23 protein-coding genes are annotated in these 22,188 nt (G+C 38.7%); 16 read left to right on the top strand and 7 right to left on the bottom strand.

Going from position 1 to position 22,188, the window contains the following annotated elements:
- The 4 genes from DOK79_RS01065 (at position 1) to rhaM (ending at position 4,227) form a co-directional block, all read left to right on the top strand.
- Complete coding sequence (locus tag DOK79_RS01065) at positions 1–1,101, top strand: ABC transporter permease (RefSeq protein WP_206853392.1); 1,101 nt, start codon at positions 1–3, stop codon at positions 1,099–1,101.
- The gene (locus DOK79_RS01060) at positions 1,101–2,231 is read left to right on the top strand and encodes an ABC transporter permease (protein WP_206853396.1); all 1,131 of its coding nucleotides are present in this window, start codon (positions 1,101–1,103) and stop codon (positions 2,229–2,231) included. The genes DOK79_RS01065 and DOK79_RS01060 overlap by 1 nt, the downstream gene beginning before the upstream one ends.
- A 217-nt stretch (positions 2,232–2,448) precedes the next feature.
- On the top strand, positions 2,449–3,501 hold the full coding sequence (locus DOK79_RS01055; protein WP_206853399.1) for a hypothetical protein: 1,053 nt from the start codon (positions 2,449–2,451) through the stop codon (positions 3,499–3,501).
- Positions 3,502–3,903: 402 nt separating this feature from the next.
- Positions 3,904–4,227, top strand: coding sequence for an L-rhamnose mutarotase (gene rhaM, locus DOK79_RS01050; RefSeq protein WP_206853401.1), 324 nt, complete (start codon positions 3,904–3,906; stop codon positions 4,225–4,227).
- A 68-nt stretch (positions 4,228–4,295) separates the two neighbouring features.
- Here rhaM and DOK79_RS01045 read toward each other — a convergent pair whose 3' ends face one another.
- On the bottom strand, positions 4,296–6,236 hold the full coding sequence (locus DOK79_RS01045; RefSeq protein ID WP_206853405.1) for an ABC-F family ATP-binding cassette domain-containing protein: 1,941 nt from the start codon (positions 6,234–6,236) through the stop codon (positions 4,296–4,298).
- A 216-nt stretch (positions 6,237–6,452) separates the two neighbouring features.
- Between DOK79_RS01045 and DOK79_RS01040 the strand changes: the two genes are divergently transcribed.
- Positions 6,453–7,109: a redox-sensing transcriptional repressor Rex gene (locus DOK79_RS01040; RefSeq protein ID WP_206853406.1), complete on the top strand. Its 657-nt coding sequence runs from the start codon at positions 6,453–6,455 to the stop codon at positions 7,107–7,109.
- Between the two features lie 254 nt (positions 7,110–7,363).
- The gene (locus DOK79_RS01035) at positions 7,364–9,607 is read left to right on the top strand and encodes an ATP-binding cassette domain-containing protein (protein ID WP_206853408.1); all 2,244 of its coding nucleotides are present in this window, start codon (positions 7,364–7,366) and stop codon (positions 9,605–9,607) included.
- A gap of 55 nt (positions 9,608–9,662) precedes the next feature.
- Here the strand turns inward: DOK79_RS01035 and DOK79_RS01030 are convergent, their stop codons facing one another.
- Positions 9,663–10,007, bottom strand: a complete 345-nt coding sequence (locus DOK79_RS01030; RefSeq protein WP_206853410.1) for a thioredoxin family protein — start codon at positions 10,005–10,007, stop codon at positions 9,663–9,665.
- Positions 10,008–10,286: 279 nt separating this feature from the next.
- Here DOK79_RS01030 and DOK79_RS01025 point away from each other — a divergent pair, with 279 nt between their 5' ends.
- Positions 10,287–11,204 (top strand): permease, encoded by a 918-nt coding sequence (locus DOK79_RS01025; protein ID WP_206853412.1) that lies wholly within the window; start codon positions 10,287–10,289, stop codon positions 11,202–11,204.
- A 10-nt stretch (positions 11,205–11,214) separates the two neighbouring features.
- On the top strand, positions 11,215–12,054 hold the full coding sequence (locus DOK79_RS01020) for a TIGR03943 family putative permease subunit (RefSeq protein WP_206853414.1): 840 nt from the start codon (positions 11,215–11,217) through the stop codon (positions 12,052–12,054).
- A 128-nt stretch (positions 12,055–12,182) separates the two neighbouring features.
- Here DOK79_RS01020 and DOK79_RS01015 read toward each other — a convergent pair whose 3' ends face one another.
- A complete protein-coding gene (locus tag DOK79_RS01015; protein ID WP_206853415.1) occupies positions 12,183–12,656 on the bottom strand; it encodes a threonine/serine exporter family protein in 474 nt (157 codons plus the stop codon).
- Positions 12,657–12,671: 15 nt separating this feature from the next.
- Positions 12,672–13,424 (bottom strand): threonine/serine exporter family protein, encoded by a 753-nt coding sequence (locus tag DOK79_RS01010; protein WP_206853418.1) that lies wholly within the window; start codon positions 13,422–13,424, stop codon positions 12,672–12,674.
- Between the two features lie 174 nt (positions 13,425–13,598).
- Between DOK79_RS01010 and DOK79_RS01005 the strand changes: the two genes are divergently transcribed.
- The 8 genes from DOK79_RS01005 to DOK79_RS00970 all read left to right on the top strand — a co-directional run bounded on the left by DOK79_RS01005 (position 13,599) and on the right by DOK79_RS00970 (position 17,248).
- Positions 13,599–13,991, top strand: coding sequence for a helix-turn-helix domain-containing protein (locus DOK79_RS01005; protein WP_206853421.1), 393 nt, complete (start codon positions 13,599–13,601; stop codon positions 13,989–13,991).
- A 3-nt stretch (positions 13,992–13,994) separates the two neighbouring features.
- Positions 13,995–14,354 carry a hypothetical protein gene (locus tag DOK79_RS01000; RefSeq protein WP_206853424.1) on the top strand — a complete coding sequence of 120 codons (360 nt, stop codon included), beginning with the start codon at positions 13,995–13,997 and terminating at the stop codon, positions 14,352–14,354.
- Between the two features lie 306 nt (positions 14,355–14,660).
- Positions 14,661–15,380, top strand: coding sequence for a DNA/RNA non-specific endonuclease (locus tag DOK79_RS00995; RefSeq protein ID WP_206853428.1), 720 nt, complete (start codon positions 14,661–14,663; stop codon positions 15,378–15,380).
- Positions 15,381–15,639: 259 nt separating this feature from the next.
- Positions 15,640–15,906 (top strand): IreB family regulatory phosphoprotein, encoded by a 267-nt coding sequence (locus tag DOK79_RS00990; protein WP_002290885.1) that lies wholly within the window; start codon positions 15,640–15,642, stop codon positions 15,904–15,906.
- Entirely contained in the window at positions 15,903–16,334 is a 432-nt protein-coding gene (gene ruvX / locus DOK79_RS00985) for a Holliday junction resolvase RuvX (RefSeq protein WP_206853431.1), read from the top strand. Before DOK79_RS00990 ends, ruvX begins: the two co-directional genes overlap by 4 nt.
- 22 nt (positions 16,335–16,356) lie before the next feature.
- Complete coding sequence (locus DOK79_RS00980) at positions 16,357–16,662, top strand: DUF1292 domain-containing protein (protein WP_010734809.1); 306 nt, start codon at positions 16,357–16,359, stop codon at positions 16,660–16,662.
- Between the two features lie 151 nt (positions 16,663–16,813).
- Entirely contained in the window at positions 16,814–17,074 is a 261-nt protein-coding gene (locus tag DOK79_RS00975) for a hypothetical protein (RefSeq protein ID WP_339092643.1), read from the top strand.
- Between the two features lie 24 nt (positions 17,075–17,098).
- Positions 17,099–17,248 (top strand): hypothetical protein, encoded by a 150-nt coding sequence (locus DOK79_RS00970; RefSeq protein ID WP_339092641.1) that lies wholly within the window; start codon positions 17,099–17,101, stop codon positions 17,246–17,248.
- 60 nt (positions 17,249–17,308) lie between these two features.
- Here the strand turns inward: DOK79_RS00970 and DOK79_RS00965 are convergent, their stop codons facing one another.
- From DOK79_RS00965 to DOK79_RS00955, 3 genes are all read right to left on the bottom strand, one after another.
- Entirely contained in the window at positions 17,309–18,631 is a 1,323-nt protein-coding gene (locus DOK79_RS00965) for a 2-hydroxycarboxylate transporter family protein (protein WP_206853433.1), read from the bottom strand.
- 262 nt (positions 18,632–18,893) lie between these two features.
- Entirely contained in the window at positions 18,894–20,534 is a 1,641-nt protein-coding gene (locus DOK79_RS00960) for a malolactic enzyme (protein ID WP_206853436.1), read from the bottom strand.
- Positions 20,535–20,752: 218 nt separating this feature from the next.
- The gene (locus DOK79_RS00955) at positions 20,753–22,147 is read right to left on the bottom strand and encodes a PLP-dependent aminotransferase family protein (RefSeq protein WP_206853439.1); all 1,395 of its coding nucleotides are present in this window, start codon (positions 22,145–22,147) and stop codon (positions 20,753–20,755) included.
- Positions 22,148–22,188 lie beyond the last annotated feature (41 nt).

Here is a 22,188-nt window from a genome sequence, read left to right as displayed (position 1 = left end):
ATGAATAAAAAAATAATTATTCGAACCCTGATACAAAGTTTACGTGAAAAATCTAATTATATTTATTTTGTTGCTTTTCCGATCACATTGATGTTCATTCTCGGGGCAGTGCTTCAAGGTGTGTTCAATAATGATTTGGTATCTGATATAGAACCCTTGACTGTACAATATCAAATCGACGATCCAGAAGTTCGGGGAATTTTCCAACAGGTGACTTCTTTTACTGACGGCACCATCCATTTTGAAGAAGTGGCAAATAAAAAAGAGGGATTAGCGAATATAAGACAACAAACGGCGGATGCCTACTTGTCTTTTTCAGACCATGTCGAGGTGCAGAGTCGGGAACTGTCCAATGTGGAAAAAACGATACTTCAAAGCTATTTAGTAGAAATCGTACAGGAAATCAAACGTCAAAGTATCATTATGGAACAACAATTACCACCAACTGCTGGCTTAGTTTCAGCTGATCAGTTTACGGATGCGATAGTTATCGATCAGGAAAATCAACGAGAGACCGCCACATCTTACCAATATTATGCGATTGCGATGATCAGTCTCTTTGTATTATATTTTTCTGAAACTGGACTAAGCATGTTTCGCGAAGCACGGCAACATGGAACGGTGCAAAGAGAATTAGTCACGCCACTTAGCCGTAAAAAAATTATTTTATCGACATTTTTCGGCCATTTTGTTTTTGGGATGTGCGTCGTGTTGCTCTTGATGCTCCTTTCTCAATTTTTATTTGATGTACCTTGGTATTTAAGGTTTGGTTTTTCTTATTTTAATCTCATTGCGCTTATGGGAAGTTTTTTAGCACTAGGTCTATTTTTAGAAACTGTTGGGGATCGTGGCGAAAAAAGAATTGGATCTAGCACAACGCAGATCTTTATCCAATTGACTGGCTTTCTAGGAGGCGCATATTTTCCAACGAATGAAACAATGATGAGGTTCTCACCACTAGGCTGGGCCTTAGCATCAGTAAGAGAAAGCCTATGGACGGATAATCCATTGCATTGGGTAGGTATTTATGGGAATGTTGGCATATTGCTCGTCCTACTCACATTGTCAGTCGTTATTTTAGATAAAAGGGAGGTATTCTAATGAAAGATATCTTTTGGGTCATTAGAGAACGGTTCGTTCTTTGGCGAAATCGCCCATTACAAATTTTATTTCTTATCGGGATTCCTTTCTTAAGTGTCTTACTTTATCTTTTTGCCTATGGCGATCAAGAAACGAATTTGCTGACGATCGGGGTAGTGGATCAAGATCGCTCATCCTACAGTGAGTTGCTTATTGAGAGTTTAGAAAAACGTGTGGCTGTTCAGAAAATTGCCTCGGTAGAAGATATCGATCAAGTACTTTCACGACAAAACGCGGTGGCAGTCATTACGATTCCTGAGGGGTATCAAGAAAATGTTTCTGAAACTCCGGAACTTTCTCTACGGACATTTCAAAAAGGGGAACTGCTAAATAATGTGGATCGGTTAGTTCAACGTGCATTAGCAGAGGTTGCCAGCATCCAATCATTAGCAGAAGCAGGAGGAGAAGGTGAATTGCTTGACCGCTTGAAGGAACCGACAGAAATCGAGATCCGTCAAGTAGATCAAAGTGCAACGACTGAACAAATGTCGGTTCAAATCATCGGCTTTTTATTGATGATGCTTTTATTTCAAGCAGGAAATTTTGGCACGACGACTATCCAAGAAGAGCGACGGAATAAAATTTATACACGCTTGATGACTACTTCTATTGCTAAAAGTACTTATTTTATTGGCACAACGATCTTTGCGATGTTTGCTATGCTGATCCAAGTGATTTTAGCGGTCATCGTCATGACAGGTCTATTCGATATCGATCCTGGGTTAAGTGCGTTTGATTTGATTTTATTACTGACCCTATTCAGTATACTAGCGGTAGGTTGGTCGATTGCTATTGGTGTACTCGCATCAAGTACGAACGTTGCAGCGGCTTTACAAAGCATCTTGATCACTGTTACCAGTTTACTGTCAGGTGCTTTGATCCCACATGAGGTAATGCCAGAATTCATGCAGAAAGTTTCGATGATCACGCCACAATATTGGATTTTGACGATGATCAAAAATTTCCAATCGGGGCAAACCTGGGAAGGCAACCAAAGAGAAATGCTCATCTTGATTATTTATATTCTATTCTTCCTTAGTTTGGCAGTGTATGGTTATACGAGAAGGAATAGACAAGAAGTGTATAGTTGATGGAATAAAAGAGTGGAGCATCGCCTCTCTTAAAGATGAAGAACAACAGATCATTCCATGGCGGTTTTTTGGAATGATCTGTTGTTTACTTAAAAAGTATTGGCCATGTTTAATGAACCCCCCAAGTCATTTTTTTCAGTTTTAAGAAAAGAAGGGCGACCGGAACGATTTTCAAACTGTATACTCATTTTATCAACTAGAAATGAGGAGGGATACTATGGGAATCAGCCAACGTATCAGAAATATTTTTACTCAGACGCAAGAATCAGCGGTGACGATTGAAAGTCAACCGCCTTCTTTAGATCAATTTTCGGGTAATATCAGAGATGAATTAGCAACGTATCAAAAGCGCCAGATACCTGGAAGTGTTCCATCAAGTAAGGAAGCGGCAATTGAGCGTCTGCAGCATGCACAAGAAATTGCGATGTCCTGTCAAAATGAAGAACAACCTGTGTTGAGTGCTGAAATGACCGAGTATTTTAAAGATAATTTCTATTTAACGGATTATCTGCATTTATGGTTAAATATCGATTCAGAGAAACTTCATGGATACCAGCAACAGAAAATTAAAACAATGGAAGCAAATGTTGATGATGGGGTTCAAACACAATTGATTCTATTACTGGAAGAAAAGATCGCTACACGAAAAGAAGTCCTCCTTATTTGCTTGGATAAGCCGGAATTTAATCTGCAGATGAATGAGGAGACAAGAGAAGAAGTAATCAATCGAGCGAAAACAGCCTTTTTTATGCTAAATCCAATACTCCAAAATCATTTGCAGAAAGTTGCAGCACAAGTAATGGATCCAAAGGAAGATTTAGTTTATAACTCGCCAACAGAACGTGCATCCAAAATAAATGATTTAATCGATCAAGAACCTAGGACTAGGCGAATGGGGGTAATTGAACCAGCAGTGGTTCTGAATCGAAAGATGACGATCATAGAAAAGCCTAAAGATTTTAATGACCGAGAAAAATTAGTATCAAAAGGCAATCTAAACAAACACAACCAATTATCGTCAGTGATTGCTGCGGGTAAAGAGAGTGCGAAGGATAATAATAAAAAAGCAATGAAAAACAGCAACCCGAAAATAACCGTTTATAAAAATAATCAGAAATCAATGAAGAGAAGACGATTCGTCTTTATTCGACGCCAACTAAGAAAGCTTAATTTCAAAAATCGACAGAAAGTCAATCTCTTGATGCAGCAAATAAAAGCGGATAAGAAAGCAAGCAAAAGAGTAGGCGATTATTTTGGTTATCATCGTTAAGATGGTTTGTAAACACGTAAAAGTTATCCTATAGGATGATTCATTTATCAGTAAATAACTGTAATAATCGCTGTTTTACTTTTTCTTAAAGAATTATCCTAATAAAAGACAAAATTTATAGAGGAATTCTTCAAACTTATCTTCTATTCTATATACATACCAACCAACAACCCTATACTTTTTCATTTTTACTCCTCAAGTAAAAATAAACTCCTAGACCGCGGCTACCCACCGCGGTCACTTTTTTTATTCTCTGAAAAAATCCTGTGAATCTGCCACCGTTATCCTTTGTTTTTGCTATTGTAAACGCTTGCTTTAAATTAGAAAATATAGAAGTAGCTAAGAACAACAGATGATGACTGTTCCACATCAAGAAAAACAGATGGTGAAAGGGGAATTTAAATGATTAAAAAAGCAGTAAAAATGAAATTGTACCCAGGGTATGAAGCAGAGTACCTGAAACGGCACAATGATTTGTGGCCAGAGATGCGTGAGATGTTAGCTGAACATGGCGCGCATTCCTATTCAATCTTCCTTGATCCAGAAACAAATGCACTTTTTGGCTATTTAGAGATTGAAGATGAAGAAAAATGGCGTCAGGTACCAGAAACAGAAATCAATCAAAAGTGGTGGGTGTACATGGAAGATCTTATGGAAACAAATCCAGACCATTCGCCAGTATCGGTCGAATTGAAACATGTATTTGACTTACATCATCAAGTCTAAAAAAAACGCTGAAGATGGCAGTATGGCCAGCTTCAGCGTTTTTTTTATCGAAGATCGAGAGAACGATCTTACTGAATCGTTTCGATTTCTTCTAACTCCAGACTTAAGTTTTCCCACTCAGTCAACTTTTCTTCTTGTTGTTGATGGGCTTCATCAAGCGCTTGATTTAGTTCATTCAATTTGACATGGTCATCTAAAACAGCAGGGGAGACCATCTGTTGTTCAAGCTCTTCCACAGTTTCTTCAAGTTTAGCCATGTCTTCTTCGATTTGTGTGATTTTACGTTGCAAGCTCCGAATCAACTTTTGTTGCTCTTTGCTTTGGAAATACGTGGACTTGTTCGTCGAAGGCGTGCTCACTTCGGGCTGTTCAGCCGCTAATAGTTCAGCAATCTCCTCTTCTTCTTTTTTCTTTTCTAAATAATAATCATAGTCACCTAAGTAGACTTTGCTCCCATTTTCTGAAAGTTCAATCACTTTTGTGGCGATACGGTTGATAAAGTAACGGTCATGGGAAACAAAGAGTAACGTTCCTTCATAGTCGATCAACGCATTTTCTAATACTTCTTTATTATCAATGTCTAAGTGGTTGGTCGGTTCATCCAAAATCAAAAAGTTTTCTTGGTTCATTGCTAGTTTAGCTAGTGCGACCCGGGCTTTTTCTCCACCACTTAATAGGGGGATCGTTTTTTCTACGTCTTCACCAGAAAATAAAAAGGCACCTAAAATTGAACGGATATCTTTTTCAGGGACTGTTGGATGCTCATCCCAAAGTTCTGCGAGGATCGTTTTGTTGGTATGCAGCTCTGCCTGACCTTGGTCATAATAACCGATGCTGACATTTGTACCCAGTGTTTCTTTTCCACGAATAAAAGGTAATTTTTGTATGATCGATTTCAGTAACGTGGATTTTCCGATTCCATTCGGACCAACCAAGGCGATCGCTTCTTGACGGCGAATATCCAAGTTGATTGGTTCCGATAAGATCGTTCCATCATAACCAATGGCGGCATCTTCTACTTGTAAGACGACATTTCCAGAGGGTTTTGCCACATGGAATAGAAAATGTGCTTGTTTCTCATCTCCTTGTGGTCGATCCAGACGTTCCATTTTCTCTAATGCTTTGCGACGGCTTTGTGCGCGTTTTGTCGTTGAGGCACGTACAAGATTTCTGGCAACGAAGTCTTCTAGTTTATTGATTTCTGTCTGTTGTTTTTCATAAGCTTTCCAATCTGAAGCCAGCTGTTCAGCTTTCATATCCAAATATTTAGAATAATTACCCTTATAATGACGCATCTTTTTGCGACTCAACTCATAGACTTCAGTCGCAACTTTATCCAAGAAGTATCGGTCATGGGAAACAATTAGCAAGGCACCGGTATAACCTTGTAAATAGTTTTCCAACCAAGCTAGAGTTTCAATATCCAGGTGGTTGGTCGGCTCATCCAGAATCAAGATGTCTGGGTGTTGCAAAAGCATCCTAGCAAGAGCTAGTCTTGTTTTCTGACCACCTGATAACGTGTCGATTTTTTGATCATAAAAAGATGGGTCAAATTTGAATCCATGCAATACAGAACGGATCTCATTTTCGTAACTATAGCCATTCTTATCAGAAAAATCATGCTGCAATTTATCATATTCTTTCAAGAAAGATTGATAAGCTGGTGTATCAGGATCACCTTCACTGATGAACACTTCAAGATCACGCATTCGTTGTTCCATCAAACGTACGTCTTCAAATGCTTTTAGCATCTCATTCCAGACGGTTTCAGTTGAATCTAACCCAGTATCTTGAGCTAAATAGCCAAGGGTAGCTGTTTTGTTTTTGGCGATATTCCCTAAATCTGGCGCTTCGATACCAGCAATGATCTTCAATAATGTCGATTTACCGGCACCATTTCTTCCAACCAAGGCAATACGGGCGCCAGTTTGGATCTCTAAGTGGATATTTTCAAATAAAATCTCTGCGCCAAAATGGCGGGCGATTTGATTAGCTTGTAATAGTATCATCGAATCCTCTTTTCTACTTTGTGAATTCTCCTAGAATTTTCTCTTGTTTTTTCTATTGTAGTCTACCATAAATTCATAGTTACTGCGAGATTCTAAGTGGATGCCAAAATGAGAATAAGAATAAAAATTCACAATATACGAGCAACGAAATTGATTTTTTTGTGCAAGTACTGATATGATGTATAAATCGAGAAGAAATACTGTGGAGGTAATGAAGTGAAAGACCATATAATTCCAAAGGCAACGGCAAAACGCCTTCCTTTATATTATCGTTATTTAAGAATTTTGAATAACGCAGGCAAGAAAAAAGTTTCATCAACTGAACTAAGTGAAGCAGTCCAAGTAGATAGCGCAACGATCCGTCGGGACTTTTCCTATTTCGGAGAACTGGGTAAACGCGGCTATGGCTATGATGTAGAGGACTTGATGCATTTCTTTGCAAAAACATTGAATGATGATCAATTGACGAATGTCGCATTGATCGGGGTGGGGAATCTAGGAAGTGCTTTATTGAAATACAAATTCCACCAAAGTAATAGCATCCGTGTCAGCTGTGCGTTTGATGTCAATCCTGAAATCGTCGGTCGCATCGTGGATGGCATCCCTGTATATCCGATGGATGACATGATCGAACAAATCAAGATCCAGCAAATCGAGGTCGCGATCTTAACGATTCCTGCCGAAAAAGCACAAGAGGTTGTGAACCGCTTGACAGAAGCTGGTGTTAAAGGAATATTGAACTTTACATCTGCTCGTCTAAATGCACCAACAGAAGTATTGATCCAAAATGTCGATTTAACAAACGAATTACAGACATTGATCTATTTCTTGCATTCCGACTCATCTTTACATGAAAATGAAGAACACGAATAAAAAGAAGCAAAGAATGTTCAAATTAAGTAAACAAACTATTTTTTTCTGGTCATCAGAAAAAATAGTTTGTTTTTTTTATATATTTTTTTGAAAATAATAAAGAAAAGAAATGAAAGCGGGGATTGCTTATATTCCTGAGATAAACTTGATTGGCAAAAGAAGAGTATCTTGAAAATATACTATAGGAATCCCTTGTTTCTATGTTATAATAATAGTTCACTAAAAAATATCAAGCGCATACGGGAGGATCAGCAATGCAGGAATATATCAAGATACATAATGCAAGACAGAATAATCTAAAAGGTTTTGATTTACAGATTCCAAAAAGAAAAATCACGATTTTTACAGGGGTCTCCGGTTCAGGTAAATCTTCAATCGTTTTTGATACGATTGCGCAAGAAGCTGGTAGACAGCTCAACGAAAATTTTTCTAAATTCGTACAGAATTTCCTACCTAAGTATAGTCAACCAGAAGCTGATGCTATCGATAATCTCTCCATGGCAGTCGTCGTAGACCAAAGCCGTCTAGGGGGGAATTCTCGTTCGACATTAGGAACGATCACAGATATCAATCCACTGATCCGCCTACTTTTTTCTCGTATTGGTACACCCTACTTAGGCCCTGCTTGGAATTTTTCATTCAATGATCCTCACGGAATGTGTCCGGCATGCGAAGGAATCGGACGAATCGTGGGGTTAAATCTCGACAAAGCACTAGATCTAGAAAAGTCATTGAATGAAGGAGCAATCCTACTCCCGGGTTACAAAATTGGTTCTTGGTTATTGAAATCTTTCACGAACACAGGTTTTTTTGATAATGATAAACCTCTGAAGGACTACTCAAAAGAGGAAATGGCAAAATTCCTGTATGCTTCTGGAGAAAAAATCGATTCGTTATATATGGAAGGGATGAGTTCGACCTACGAAGGATTAGTGGCTCGTTTCAATCGTTCGAATATCAAAGGAGGCAATGAAAGCTCTGCGACAACTCAGAAAAAAATTGCCGCTTTTATGGACGAACAAACGTGTCCAGAATGTCAGGGGAAACGCTTTAACCAAAAAGTGTTAGATTGTAAGATCAACGACTACTCCATCGCGGATTTCTTAGCGATGCAATTGGATGAACTTTTAGAAATATTATCCGAGATCACAGATGAAATGATCCAACCAGTATTGAAAAATCTACAATCACGTTTGCAAGACCTGATCAACATCGGTTTAGACTATGTTTCTTTAAATCGGGAGACAGCTACCTTGTCTGGAGGAGAAAGTCAAAGAGTGAAAATGGTCAAGCACTTATCTTCTAGTTTGAACGACGTCATCTATATCTTTGATGAGCCAAGCATTGGTCTGCATCCAAGAGATGTCCATCGGTTGAACGAGTTGTTGATCAAGTTACGCGATAAAGGAAACACAGTGATCGTTGTAGAACATGACCCTGATGTGATCAAAGTGGCAGATCATATCATTGACGTAGGACCAAGAGCTGGAAAAAATGGCGGCCACATCACCTATGAAGGGAGTTACGAAGGGTTACTCGTTTCAGATACGTTGACTGGGAAAGCATTTGGCCAAATGGCAGATTTCAAATCTGAACCTAGAAAGACGAATGACTTTATCGAGACGACAAAATCTACCTTGCATAATCTGAAACATACTTCTCTTAAAGTGCCTTTAGGTGTTTTTACAGTAGTGACTGGAGTGGCAGGATCAGGCAAGAGTAGTTTGGTGAATGGGGTGTTTGCGAAAGAATATCCAGAGGCGATCACGATCGATCAGTCAGCTGTTGCAGGGAATATTCGTTCCAATCCAGCAACTTATTCAGGGATCATGAATGATATCCGTAAGGTTTTCTCGGCAGAAAATAATGTGTCTGCCGGACTATTCTCTTATAATTCAGAAGGCGCCTGTGAAACATGTAAAGGACATGGCCATATCAAAATGGAATTATCTTTCATGGATTCTGTTGAGATCCTTTGCCAAGCTTGTGGCGGCAAACGGTTCAAAGAAGAAGTGTATCAATATAAATTAAAAGAGAAATCGATTGATGAAGTGTTGGCAATGAGTATTACTGAAGCTGTGGGATTCTTTGAAGAAAAATCGATCCAACGAAAACTAAAGCAAATTTTAGAAGTAGGATTAGGCTACATGACATTAGGACAACCATTGAATACGTTGTCTGGTGGAGAATGTCAACGTTTGAAACTTGCGAAGGAGTTAAGCAAAAAAGGGAATATCTACATTATGGATGAGCCTACAACAGGTTTACACATGGCAGATATCAAGAGTATTTTGGACATCATCGAACGGTTGGTCAATAAAGGCAATACAGTCATCGTCATTGAGCATAATTTAGAGATCATGAAGGCGGCAGACTGGTTGATCGACGTAGGGATAGATGGGGGAATACGTGGAGGAGAGATCCTTTATGAAGGAATCCCTGAAAATATCAGTACTTGTAAACAATCGATCACCGCTCGTTATTTAATGGGTGTTTAACTAAAAAAGCTACAAGTCATTCGTGTATGAAAATGACTTGTAGCTTTTTATATTACTAGAATAAAGTATCATAGCTGACTTGCTCACCGGATAGACTTAGTTGATCTAAGCGTTTTGTCAGTTCTTCAAAACGAATAAACCGTGCTTGGCGCTCGACTTCTTTTCCACGATGAAAGAGCAAGATCACTGGTGCGGTCAATGCTTGAAATGTACCAGCAACTTCTGGGGTCTCAAAGGCATCTAAATCGTACGCTGGAAAAGGATAATGGGTCAATAGCTGTTCTAGCTTTGGCATTACTGCATGACAAACGCTGCAATCGGGTGTGGAAATCGCCACAACGACAGTCGGTTCTTCTTGGATTGTCTTTTGGACTTCAGATAAATCAATCGTTTTTTTCATTATGATAGCTCCTCAAAGTTGCTTCTGGTAGTTCATTAATTCGTTTGTGAAAAAGGATTCAACCATGAGCAAATCAAAAAAGGTGACAAGGATTCGCTGATTTTTGGGATGAATCGATTTCTTGACTGTGCTAAAAATAAATCCATAAGAGGAAAATGTCAATAAAAAAGCTTTTTTGATTTCTTAAACTTCTGAAAAAAATTTAAGGTTTCTTGTATTTTGCCGTAGAAAAGCGTATATTGATGGGCGAATGAAGTTCAAATGACAAGGAGAAATTATATGTTTTCATTTATTCCAAATTCGGTATTGCAGATGGGGACGATTTTTTTGTCGATCGTTATCGAAGCCTTGCCGTTTGTATTATTGGGATGTATCATCTCAGGCGCATTACAAGTATTTTTGACCCCCGAACGTGTGAAGCGGTGGCTACCTAAAAACCGCTTTTTATCCATTATCGTTGGTTCGATTCTAGGCTTTTTCTTTCCCTCTTGTGAATGTGGAATCATTCCCATCGTGCATCAGTTCGTTAAAAAAGGTGTTCCCGTGCACACCGCTTTTGCTTTTATGTTGACTGCACCGATCATTAATCCAGTCGTGATCTTTTCAACATTTATTGCATTCGGTAATACGTGGAAGATGGCGGGACTTCGTATGTTGGGCAGTTTCATTGTGGCGTTGATCGTAGGTATTTGGTTAGCCTATATCCAAAAAGGAACGATTTTAAAATTGCCGTTTGATCCAGAGGCAGTTGAACCTGCGCACCATACACATGAAGAAAACGAGTCAGTTGGCCCGCGCAAATGGGGTCATCAAGTCTTACATGTCTTGACTCATTCGATTGATGAATTCTTCGATACAGGACGCTATTTGATCCTTGGTGGGTTGATTGCAGCGGCAATGCAAACCTACTTACCTACTCGAGTGATGCTGACTTTAGGATCAACAAAATTATTAGCTATTTTGATCATGCTGTTATTAGCCTTTACAATGTCACTTTGTTCCGAAGCAGATGCTTTTATTGGTTCTTCTTTACTAAGTCTTTTTGGTACAGCACCAGTTGTTGCATTTTTAGTTTTTGGACCAATGGTGGATATCAAAAACCTATTGATGATGAAACGTTACTTCAAAACTCGCTTCATCGTTTCATTGATCGGTCTGGTCACATTAAGTGTGATCGGCTTTACACTATTTATTTAGGAGGAGAAAGATGCTGCGATTTTTGATTTTATCTGGTTATTTTGAAATGATGATGTATCTTCAAGTATCAGGGCGCTTAGATCAATATATCAATGTCCATTATCGTTATTTGGCAGTATTGTCCATGGTTTTATCGGCTTTATTAGCTTTAGTCCAGTTATATCTTTGGGTAAAAGCAGATGGAAAAAAAGTAGCGCATGAGTCACATGATTCGCATGATCACGGATTAAGCAAACTGTATCAACGATTGATTGCTTATCTTTTATTGGCACTGCCAATCGTCGTTGGCACATTATTTCCGACTGTCAGCCTAAACACGACGATCGTTGAAGCGAAAGGCTTCAACTTCCCATTAAGTAAAGAATCTGTCGGTGATCCACAAATACAAACGCAATATCTGAAGCCGGATACCAGTATCTATTTCAATAAATCTGATTATCAAGACCAGATGAATGAGTTGAAAGATAAGTATGAGGACGAGCAAAAGATTGTGATCACTGATGAGAACTATTTGGAGATCATGGAATTGATCTACAATTATCCAAGTGAATTTATTGGTAAAAAAGTTTCTTATGAAGGCTTTATCTATCAGTCGAAAAATGACAATGTTACTGATACATTTCTCTTTCGATTTGGGATCATCCATTGTGTTGCCGATTCAGGCGTGTTTGGCTTGCTGACTCATCTGCCAGAGGGAATGACCGTGCAAAATGATGACTGGTACAAAGTTGAAGGAACGATCCAAACGGATTTTTACCAGCCATTCAAACGAGAGATTCCTTCAGTCGTTGTGACAAAAGCAGAGAAAATCACTGCGCCTGAAAATCAGTATGTGTATCGGGCATTTTAGCTGAACCTGTGAAACAGAGTTTTGATACGACTATCCAGATAAAAAAGCGATAAAAGACAAAATCTTTGTAAGATTAGTCTTTTATCGCTTTTAATTTTGTAAAAATAAAATGCCACAACAACTAAAAATCATTTTTTTTTGCGACGTTTCAATACGATCGCTTCACGTTTCAGTTTGAAACTGCGGATATTATGGTTGAAGACCTCAGAGATCACTAAACCTAAGGCAATCGCCCCTGCGATCATGATGGCTTGAACAGTGAAAAATGCCGCATCTTGATAAGCACCCGTAACTAAACTGCGAACTGCTTGATAGGCTAATCCTCCAGGAACTAGCGGTACCATGCCAGGAATATTGAAGATCGTGACAGGCATTTTCAATTGCTTAGAAAAAAGATCACTGGCAAAAGCAACACCTAAGGAACCTAATAGTGAGCCTAAAGCCGCTCCACCGCCCATATCCAGACACAACCAATAGATCATCCAACCGATTGCTCCAGCGAATCCACACCAGATCAAAGCTCTCCTTGGAACGTTCGTGATGATTGCAAAAGCCGCAGTCGCTAAAAAACTAAAAGAAAATTGAATGATTACATGCCACATGGATAAATTCCTTTCTTAGTAGAAAATTTGAAAGATAAAGGCGATCGCAAAGCCGATCATTGCAGCAGTCATCATGGCTTCGGTTCCACGAGAAACGCCTGAAACATAATGACCTGCTAACAAATCGCGAATCGCATTGGTGATCTGAACACCAGGAACCAATGGCATGACACACCCAATGATGATCAAATCCTGATTGAGACCGATCCCTAGACGCACACTCAAAATGGCGGCAATACCGATAATCAATGAGGATAGAAATTCAGCTAAAAACTTGATCCTAAAAAATCGTAAACTACAAAGATAAACAATGTAACCAACGCCACCGATCAGCAAAGTGATCGGCAAATCCTGCAATTCACCACCAAATAAAATCATGATCGTACCACTAATGATCGCAGCACTGATGATTTGCAGCCATACTGGGAACATCCGCCGATCTTTCTCGACTTCTTGTAACTCTTGATAGAGTTCTTCCAAAGTCAATTCATTGGCGACATACTTTCGCGATAAGTTATTGACCTTGACGACTCTTTCTAAATTGATCGTCCGATTAGTGATTTGTTCCATACGGATCGTAGAAGTCCGATCAAAGCCGATAAATAGCCCTGTTTGGGTCACATAGCTGACTAAGCGATAATTTCCTGAAGCAGAAGCGATCCGGCTCATCGTATCTTCTACACGGTACATCTCTGCGTTGCTTTCCGTCATGATTTTTCCGGCTAGCAAACAGGTATTAAGTAATAAATCCAAATCTCTTTCTGGCATGATAAATTCTCCAATGATTATTTTCTTGAATTTATTTTACTACAAAAAAACGATAAAACGTATAAAAAGAGAAATTGCCTTTTAAATATGAGAAGTACCTTCAAATGTTTAAGATAAAGAAAGCTTTCTTCTATATTGTTGACCAATCGTTCAAGAATATGGCATAATCAGGATATGGGAAGAATAAGAGAATTTAACGAAGAAACAGTTTTGACAGAAGCAGCCAAAGTATTTGCTAAAAATGGGTATGCAGGAACATCAATCAGTCAGTTGGTAAAAGCCACTGGTTTGCTTCGAGGCAGTTTATATTCTGCTTATTATAGTAAAGCTGGTTTATTTAGAACTTGCTTCAACTATGTGGCAGAATGTGACGCTAGCAGTAAAGAAGGATTGATTGATTTGTTGATCGTTGCTTTATTAGAACGGTCAGCTGATGACAAGGAAGTGAACAAACTCGCAACGAATGTCATCGCCGAATTAGAAAAGAAGAACAAGATTCCGATTGAGACGATCATTGCCAAGCGAATCATGCTTCGAGGGAATCTTATCAAAAGAGAGGAGAAGTAGAAAATGGCTAAAGTTGAAATCAAAAATGATCAATTGATCATCAGCATGGAAGGAGCAAGAAAACTTTGGGCGATGAAAAGTGAGATCGCTACCCCTTTGACCAATGTGATGGGGGCCACAGCCGATCCGGATGTGTGGGAAGATACACCAAAATTTGGTGAAAAAAGAGTAGGTGTTGACGCATATGGTCACTACTTTGCAGGGACGTTCGTCCAAGACTCAAACAAAATATTCTATGATCTCAAGAGAAAAGAAGATGCAGTCGTGATCACATTAAAAGATGAAGAATTCAGCCGTCTCATCATAGGTGTAGAAGATCCACAAGCAACAGTGGCGATGATTGAACAGGCAATGAACAGATAGTCATAGGAAAAAGGAAGTATTCATTTAGTTGCTCAACTCCGAGAAATAAGCGTGCACCCCTGAAATTGCTTTGCCGATTTTGGGGATGCACGCTTATTTCTGATTGTCATTTTTTAAGAACAGCGTTTCTCCAATTTTAAACGACTTAACGAACGAGCGGTATCAAATGGCCTTTATACGTTTATTTCAGTAATTTGATTAAAAGTGCGTATCTAACTTTTGAAGGAGTTAAAGTACTTCTCTATTTATAAAAAGGGGAACGTATGTTAAGATTTATGGAGTTCAACGGAATAAAGGAGTAGATATATGAACAAAAAAACAACGAAAGCAATCGTAGGAGTCGCTGTTGCCCTTTTAGCGGGCGCATTAGGGATCTCCACTACCCAGAAAGACTCTGATCTCATTCAACAGATTACAGGTTTATTTGATTCAAAACCTCAAGTGTCACAAGTAGCGAATGTTCCAGAATATGATGGAACACATCAAGAAATCGAAATCAATCACAATAAACCAACCTTTACAGAAGAAGAACTGAGTTTAGAAAAAGGAACGTGGGAAAGCTATTCCGATATCGACCGCTTGAATCGCGTGGGCCAAGCAAATGCCATGTTAGGAAAAGAGATGTTTCCTAAAGAAAAGCGTGAGTCTCTTTATATCGATCCCACAGGTTGGAAGCAAAAAAAATTAAGTGATGGACAGTGGTTGTACAATCGAAGCCATTTGATAGGTTTTCAGCTGACTGGACAAAATAATAACATCAAAAATCTGATGACGGGGACACGTTCGTTAAATACCCCTTATATGCTTGCACATGAGAACGATATTGCCGCATACATCAAAGAAACAAATCATCATGTTCGCTATCGAGTAACCCCACATTTTGAAGATGATGAACTAGTGGCACGAGGTGTTCAGTTAGAGGCACAAAGTATTGAAGATAACCAAATCTCTTTCAATGTTTTTATTTATAATGTCCAAGATGGCTATACGATCAACTATCAAACGGGTCAAGCCAAGAAAACATAATCAATGCGTGTCCGTTATTTGAATATTTTGTGAATTTTTTGAAAAAACAGAGAAAAGGCTTATTTTTAAGTCAATATCACGTATACTGTAAGAAAGTCTACTCACAAATGTTGGAATCGATGCAATCAAAATAAGAAATCATTATTATTTTTATATTTCTGACTAAGTTAGAATATTTATTTGTAGTTTTGCCACATTTCGAGTAAAATAAAGGGTGTAGAGGGTAATTTGACTACCCTGCGGAAAGAGGTGTAGAATCATGGGTTTTACAGATGAAACCGTACGTTTTGGTTTTGATGATAGTCGTAAAAAAGAAGTCAGCGAAACATTAGCGATCGTTTATCGGGCTTTGGAAGAAAAAGGCTACAATCCAATCAACCAGATTGTGGGCTACTTGCTTTCTGGAGACCCGGCCTACATTCCTCGTTATCGTGATGCAAGGAATTTGATCCGTCGTCATGAACGCGATGAAATCATGGAAGTGATCGTTAAAGACTATCTCTCAAACCATGGAGTGAATCTATGAGAGTGATGGGCTTGGATGTCGGCTCAAAAACAGTAGGCGTCGCTGTCAGTGATCCTTTTGGCTGGACTGCACAAGGCGTAGAGATCATTCGTATCGACGAAGAAAAAGAAGAATTTGGCTTCGATCGATTGGCAGAATTAGTCAAACAGTACGAAGTCGATCGTTTTGTTGTCGGTTTGCCGAAAAACATGAATAACTCAATCGGTCCTAGAGCAGAAAGCTCAATGGCTTATGGAGAAAAAATCAAAGAAATGTTTTCTCTACCAGTCGAGTATCAAGATGAACGACTAACGACAGTACAAGCAGAACGCATGTTGGTCGAACAAGCGAATACATCAAGAGCAAAAAGAAAAAAAGTCATCGATAAGCTTGCTGCGGTGATGATTTTACAAAATTATTTAGATGGTTCGGGGAAACAACTATTTTAAAAAATGGAAAAGAGGGGTTCTAATGGCAGAACACAATCATACACATGATCATGAAGGACATGAACATATCACATTAGTCGATGATCAAGGAAATGAAACATTATACGAAATCTTGTTGACAGTTGATGGACAAGAAGAATTTGGCCGTAACTATGTATTACTTTATCCAGCTGGCGTACCAGAAGATGAGGACGTAGAATTACAAGCTTATGCCTATGTGGAAAACGAAGATGGCACAGAAGGCGAACTAGAACAAATCGAAACAGACGCTGAATGGGACATGATTGAAGAAGTCTTCAATACATTCATGGCTGAAGAAGAAGAATAGTTTTAAAACAGTGGAGAAACCTTAATATAATAAGGTTTCTCCTTTTTTGTTTTTCTTTTGACCAAGAAATTGACCAAGCTTGATATCGAAAGAAAGACTAAGGCTATCCTTATCTCAGTACATAAAACACAACAAAGAAAGGAAGGATCAAATGATTAGAACTGCTCGTTTGGAAGATGCAGAAGCGATAAATCAGCTTAATAAGGAAGAATTAGGGTATGAAATATCTTTGTTGGAAACGACGAAACAATTGAAGAATATCTTAGCTCAACCAGAAATGTATGTCATCGATGTTTATGAAGAAGATAGTACAAGGAAAGTATTAGGATATGTACATGCGCAGAAGTACGAAACGTTGCTAAGTCCAACGATGTTCAATATTTTAGCATTAGCGGTTTCTTCAAACGTCTAAAAACAAGGGATTGGTAGGCAATTGATGGAGAGGATAGAAAAGCAAGGAAAAGAGCGAGGCTATCATGGCGTTCGACTAAATTCTGGCGAACATCGAAAAGAAGCGCATCATTTTTACGAGTGTATCGGCTATCATTCAACAAAATGGCAAAAACATTTTCTCAAAGAATGTTGACTCGTGCGATATAAAAAAACTTCCCGACCACTGATCGAGAAGTTTTTTTATTCATGAGAATCAAGAGAATAGTTGCATCAAAAATCCTGAAATAATCAAGACGATTGCGCCACCTAAACGATTACCCATTTGGGCAAAAGCAATCAATTCCATACGATTTGCTGCGGATAAAACAGCAACATTTCCTGTTCCTCCCATTGAATTGTTACATAACCCTGCTGTGATCGTTGATTCGATTGGATAAAGTCCGAATAGACGACCAACAAAAGCAGAAACGAGTGAGATGACGATGACACTTGTTAAGCAAAGGACGACGAATTGCCATGTAAGAGCAGAAGCTAAAACATTTAAGTTCAATAAGGCAATCCCGATTCCTGCTAAGACAGCTGCCGTTAAGTTTTTAACGATCAAGTTGTTGAACATGATGGCTGCATCTTCATAATACTCAGGAAGAATATTGGTGATTTTACAAATTACTACGATGATGATCATAAAAGCATACGCATGAACTTTTGGTACAAAGAAATTACAAATTTGTCCAAGGATAAAGAAGGTGATCGAAACTATTAGACCAACACCTAATTGTGGGATAGAAGGTTTCACGTCGCGTGGTTTTCCGTCGCCTAGATCTCCTTTTTCCATTAGTTTGCCGTTCCCGTTCAATTTTGGCATAGATTGTCCGGCACGAGCAACTAAAGCGGCACCGATGATGGCTAGCACATTTGTCATTGCTGTGGCAGGGATCAAACGTGAGATAATAGCAGAAGCATCTGTTCCTAAGACGTTTGCATAGATCGTTGATAGTGGAACAGCACCAGCACCTACACCGCCAGCCATTGCGGGTAAAGAGATGTACAATACTGAATTTGCAAAGCCATTACCAATCAACATTCCGACTAGACCAACAGCAAAAAATGATACGACCATGGAAATAAGTGCAACAGGAATAAAACGGACGGAAGCTTTCATCAATAATTTACGATTCATGCCTAGAATACTTCCGGTAATCAATGCAGCGATATAAAAATCTAAAAAGCCCATATTGTTGACAAAGTTTTCAGTTGATTTCACTACATAATCAGGCAAAATACCAAATGTGGCAATTGCTGCGGAAGCAAAGATCGCAAATACAGAGCCACCACCTAAATAACTTTTAACGATGGGGATCTTTGTGCCGATAAAATGGAATAGATTACCAAAAATGACGAGTACGGCAATAGGACCGATCATGTTCGTTGGCAATTTACCTAATGCCATCGCAACAATCAAGACGAGAACCATGATCAAATAGAGCGGCAAGCTGACGCCACTGATCTTTGTGTCCCAAAAGCCTTCTTTTTTTGTTTTAGTGACTGTAGCAGTCGCTTTTTGTTGATGTAACATCCTTACAGATCCTTTCTTTGATTAACGAGAATTGCAAATACTTATAAAATAGCTTGCTTCTAGTCGCTAATCATTTTCAATAGTTTACGGCAGAAAACACCCCTTGGATCTATTCGTTGAGAAATCGTTGGTTTTCCTATTTTCTCGTTTCGTACAGATCCAAGGCTTTGATGTATGCCGTATTTGCTACTTCAAGTCTTTTTTGATAAGAAATGTTTGAGTAGCAAATAGTTATGAAAGAGTAGTTAGCAGATCAAGCGAGTTAAGCTTCTAGATCTTGATATTCAGGTACCCATTTTGCTGCTTCGACTGTTGCTTTGATGTCTGTGATTTCTTCACGGTTCAATTGTTGATCAACGACTGATTGAGCAACTGTTTCAGCAATCGTTTGTGAAAATTCAGTGATTCTTGCAACAGGAGGCAAAATAGCTGCGCCTGGTTTTGTGACATCAACGATCCCACCTAATGCACGACTTGCTTGTGAGATGATTTCAGCGTTGACACGAGTAGCGGTTGAAGCAATCAAGCCTAGTCCTAATCCTGGATACATCAATGCGTTATTTGCTTGTCCAATTTGGTAAGTCACTCCATTGTATTCTACATCATCGGCAGGGATACCTGTTCCGACTAATGCTTTTCCATCTGTCCATTCAATCAAATCTTTTGCTTTTGCTTCTGCAAGTTTTGTTGGATTAGACAAAGGCATGATGATTGGTCGTGGTGTATGACTTGCCATTTCTTTGACGATTTCTTCGGTGAATGCTCCAGGTTGAGTAGATGTACCGATCATAATTGTTGGATGAATCGCTTTGACCACTGCTTCTAGATTTGTTAATTCTTCACTGTTGGCAAATTCAGAACGTTGACGTGCAAAAGGAATTTGTCCAGGAGTCAAGCCTTCAGTATCTTCGAATAATAGCCCTTGTTTGTCCACTTGGTAGAAGTGCTTACGTGCTTCTGTTTCGGGTACACCTTGGCGGATCATTTCGTCTAATAAGATATTAGCAATACCGACACCAGCAGTTCCGGCACCAAATGTTAGAATCGTTTGATCTTTCAAAGATTCACCAGAAATATTCAATCCACCTAATACTCCGGCTAGTACGACAATACCTGTTCCTTGGATATCATCATTGAATGTTGTGATTTTATCTTCATATTTTTCTAAGATCGTTGCGGCATTGCCACGACCAAAGTCTTCCCAGTGAAGCAATAATTCAGGGAATAATTCTGTAGCAGATGAAACGAATTGGTCGATGAATTCATAATAAGAATCTCCTTCGACACGAGCATGTTTGTTTCCTAAGTATAATGGATTATTTAGTAACTCTTCGTTATTGGTACCAGCATCGATCGATACAGGTAATACTTGCGCTGGATTGATACCAGCAGCTGCGGTATAAACCATTAATTTTCCGATGGCGATGTCAACACCGTTAACGCCCCAGTCACCCATACCAAGGATTCCTTCTGCATCAGTGACAACGATCAAACGGATATCACGACCGTCTGCAGCATTTTTTAAGCTTTCTTTGATCAATTCTGGTTCATCGATTGAAAGAAATGCAGCATCTTGTGGTTTTAAGAAAATTTCATTGTATTGTTCGATCGCATCTGCAACAACTGGATCATATACTACAGGCATGAATTCGACTAAATGTTGACCCATCAATTTATAGAACAATGTACGATTAGTATTGAATAAGTTCATTAAGAAAATACGTTTTTCTAAATCTGTTTGTTTACTTAAATATTGTCCATATGCTTGAACCGATTGTTGTTCTAATGTTTGGACAGTACTTGGAAGCATGCCAGCAATCCCATATTTTTTACGTTCTTCTTTTGTAAAAGCAGTTCCTTTATTTAGAAATGGATTATTTAATAAGTTTAACCCTGTGATCATAAGTAATTCCTCCTAAGTTTTAATACATACGAAGTATAGGATTCACTACTGACTATAGTCAAAATAGGTAGTTATGATAAATTTTATTTATATGACAAAAGAAAAAAGGAAACTGAGACAAAAGTAAAATTTACTTTTGTCTCGAGCTCCTTTGATGTGGTTCTGATCGGGAGTAAATAAAAAGAGTCAGTGGAATTGTGTTGACTTTATGGAATCAGTCACCGTTGGAAGTGAATGATTTCTTTTTTGACGATCTCAAGCCCTTTTGTTAAAACTTCCAAAGGATTAGAGGATAAAGCAATTCGAATGAAAGGATCATCTTGTGGATGTGTCGTAAAGCGATGCGAATGATAAACACGAACCCCTTTATTTAAAAAAGCTTGTTCGATCGCTCGTGGAGATAGGTCATCACGAACAGCGATAGGCCGATAAAAAGGAAGTGGATTGGTCGGGCGCGGCAAGTTGAAAAATGTATCGAATATTTCGTTTGCTTGCTTTGTGTAATTGGCTTTTGTTTCAAGTATTTTCTGTGCGGTTTCTGAACATAGTATTTGTGTGATGATCTCCGCCTCTAAGCTAGAGGTTTTGACATTGATATTGAAAATCGCTTGTTGGATCTTTTCTTTATATTTTTCAGGAAATACTAGAAAAGCGACACGCAATCCTGCACATATATACTTTGTCATTCCTGCAAGATAAATGGTTTGTTCGGGGAGTAATTGCTGGAATGAAGGAAGTAATGTCTTTTGATTGTAAGTGGTCATAAAAGAATGGATATCGTCTTCGATCACGATCAATTGTTCTTTCAAGATCACTTCTTTTAATTGTAGCCTGCGTTCTTCTGACAATTGAAAACCAATAGGATTATTACATGAAGGCATCAGAAAAATACCATGGATCTTCTTTTTCCGGCATTCTTGTTCAAGTAATTCGGGCAGCATGCCATCATCATCAAAATCGATTGGCACGATTTCCATATGATAAAGTTGAGCAAGCTCAATGAAATTCGAGTAAGTATAGCGATCAACTGCCAAACGATCTCCAGGAGAGAACAAAGCAGCGAGAGTGACTGCTAAGCCATTTTGAACGCCTGAGACAATGGCAATCTGTTCATTTGAGGTGTAGACGCTTTGTGTTTCCAACCAATTTTTGGCAATCGTCAATTGATAATTCGTACCTAAAGGTTCACGATAGCTAAGCAACCCGCTGATCCCGTGGTTTTGTGAGGCTGCTTGGATAAATGGAGTAATCATTTCGTTGCATTGTTCAAAAGAACTAACTAAACCAAAATCAATGATATGATCGGGCACTTGGTCGGAAGAAATCGTGATCGATGTGAACGCATTTGGTGATACGAATGTGCCACTCCCGATGTTCGTATAGAGTAATCCTTTTTCTAATCCTAACTTGTAGGCTTGACCCACAGTTGTAAAATTGATGTCTAAAAAGTCAGCGAGCTCTCTTTGGGAAGGTAATCTTGTATTTTTCTGTAATTTATTTGATAAAATATCAGACTCTAATTGCGTGATGAGTGATTGATAGATTGGGCGATGTAACTTTGTTTTATCTGGACGCCAAGTCAGTGGATAGTTCTCATAAGAATTGATTGACATGCTCGTTCCTTCTTTCAAAAATTGTATTCCATACAATTATA

The organism is Enterococcus sp. DIV1094, from assembly GCF_017316305.2.
Lineage (GTDB): Bacteria > Bacillota > Bacilli > Lactobacillales > Enterococcaceae > Enterococcus_B > Enterococcus_B mangumiae.
Note: the sequence above shows the minus strand (reverse complement) of the source record. Positions and strands in the feature narration are given on the sequence as shown.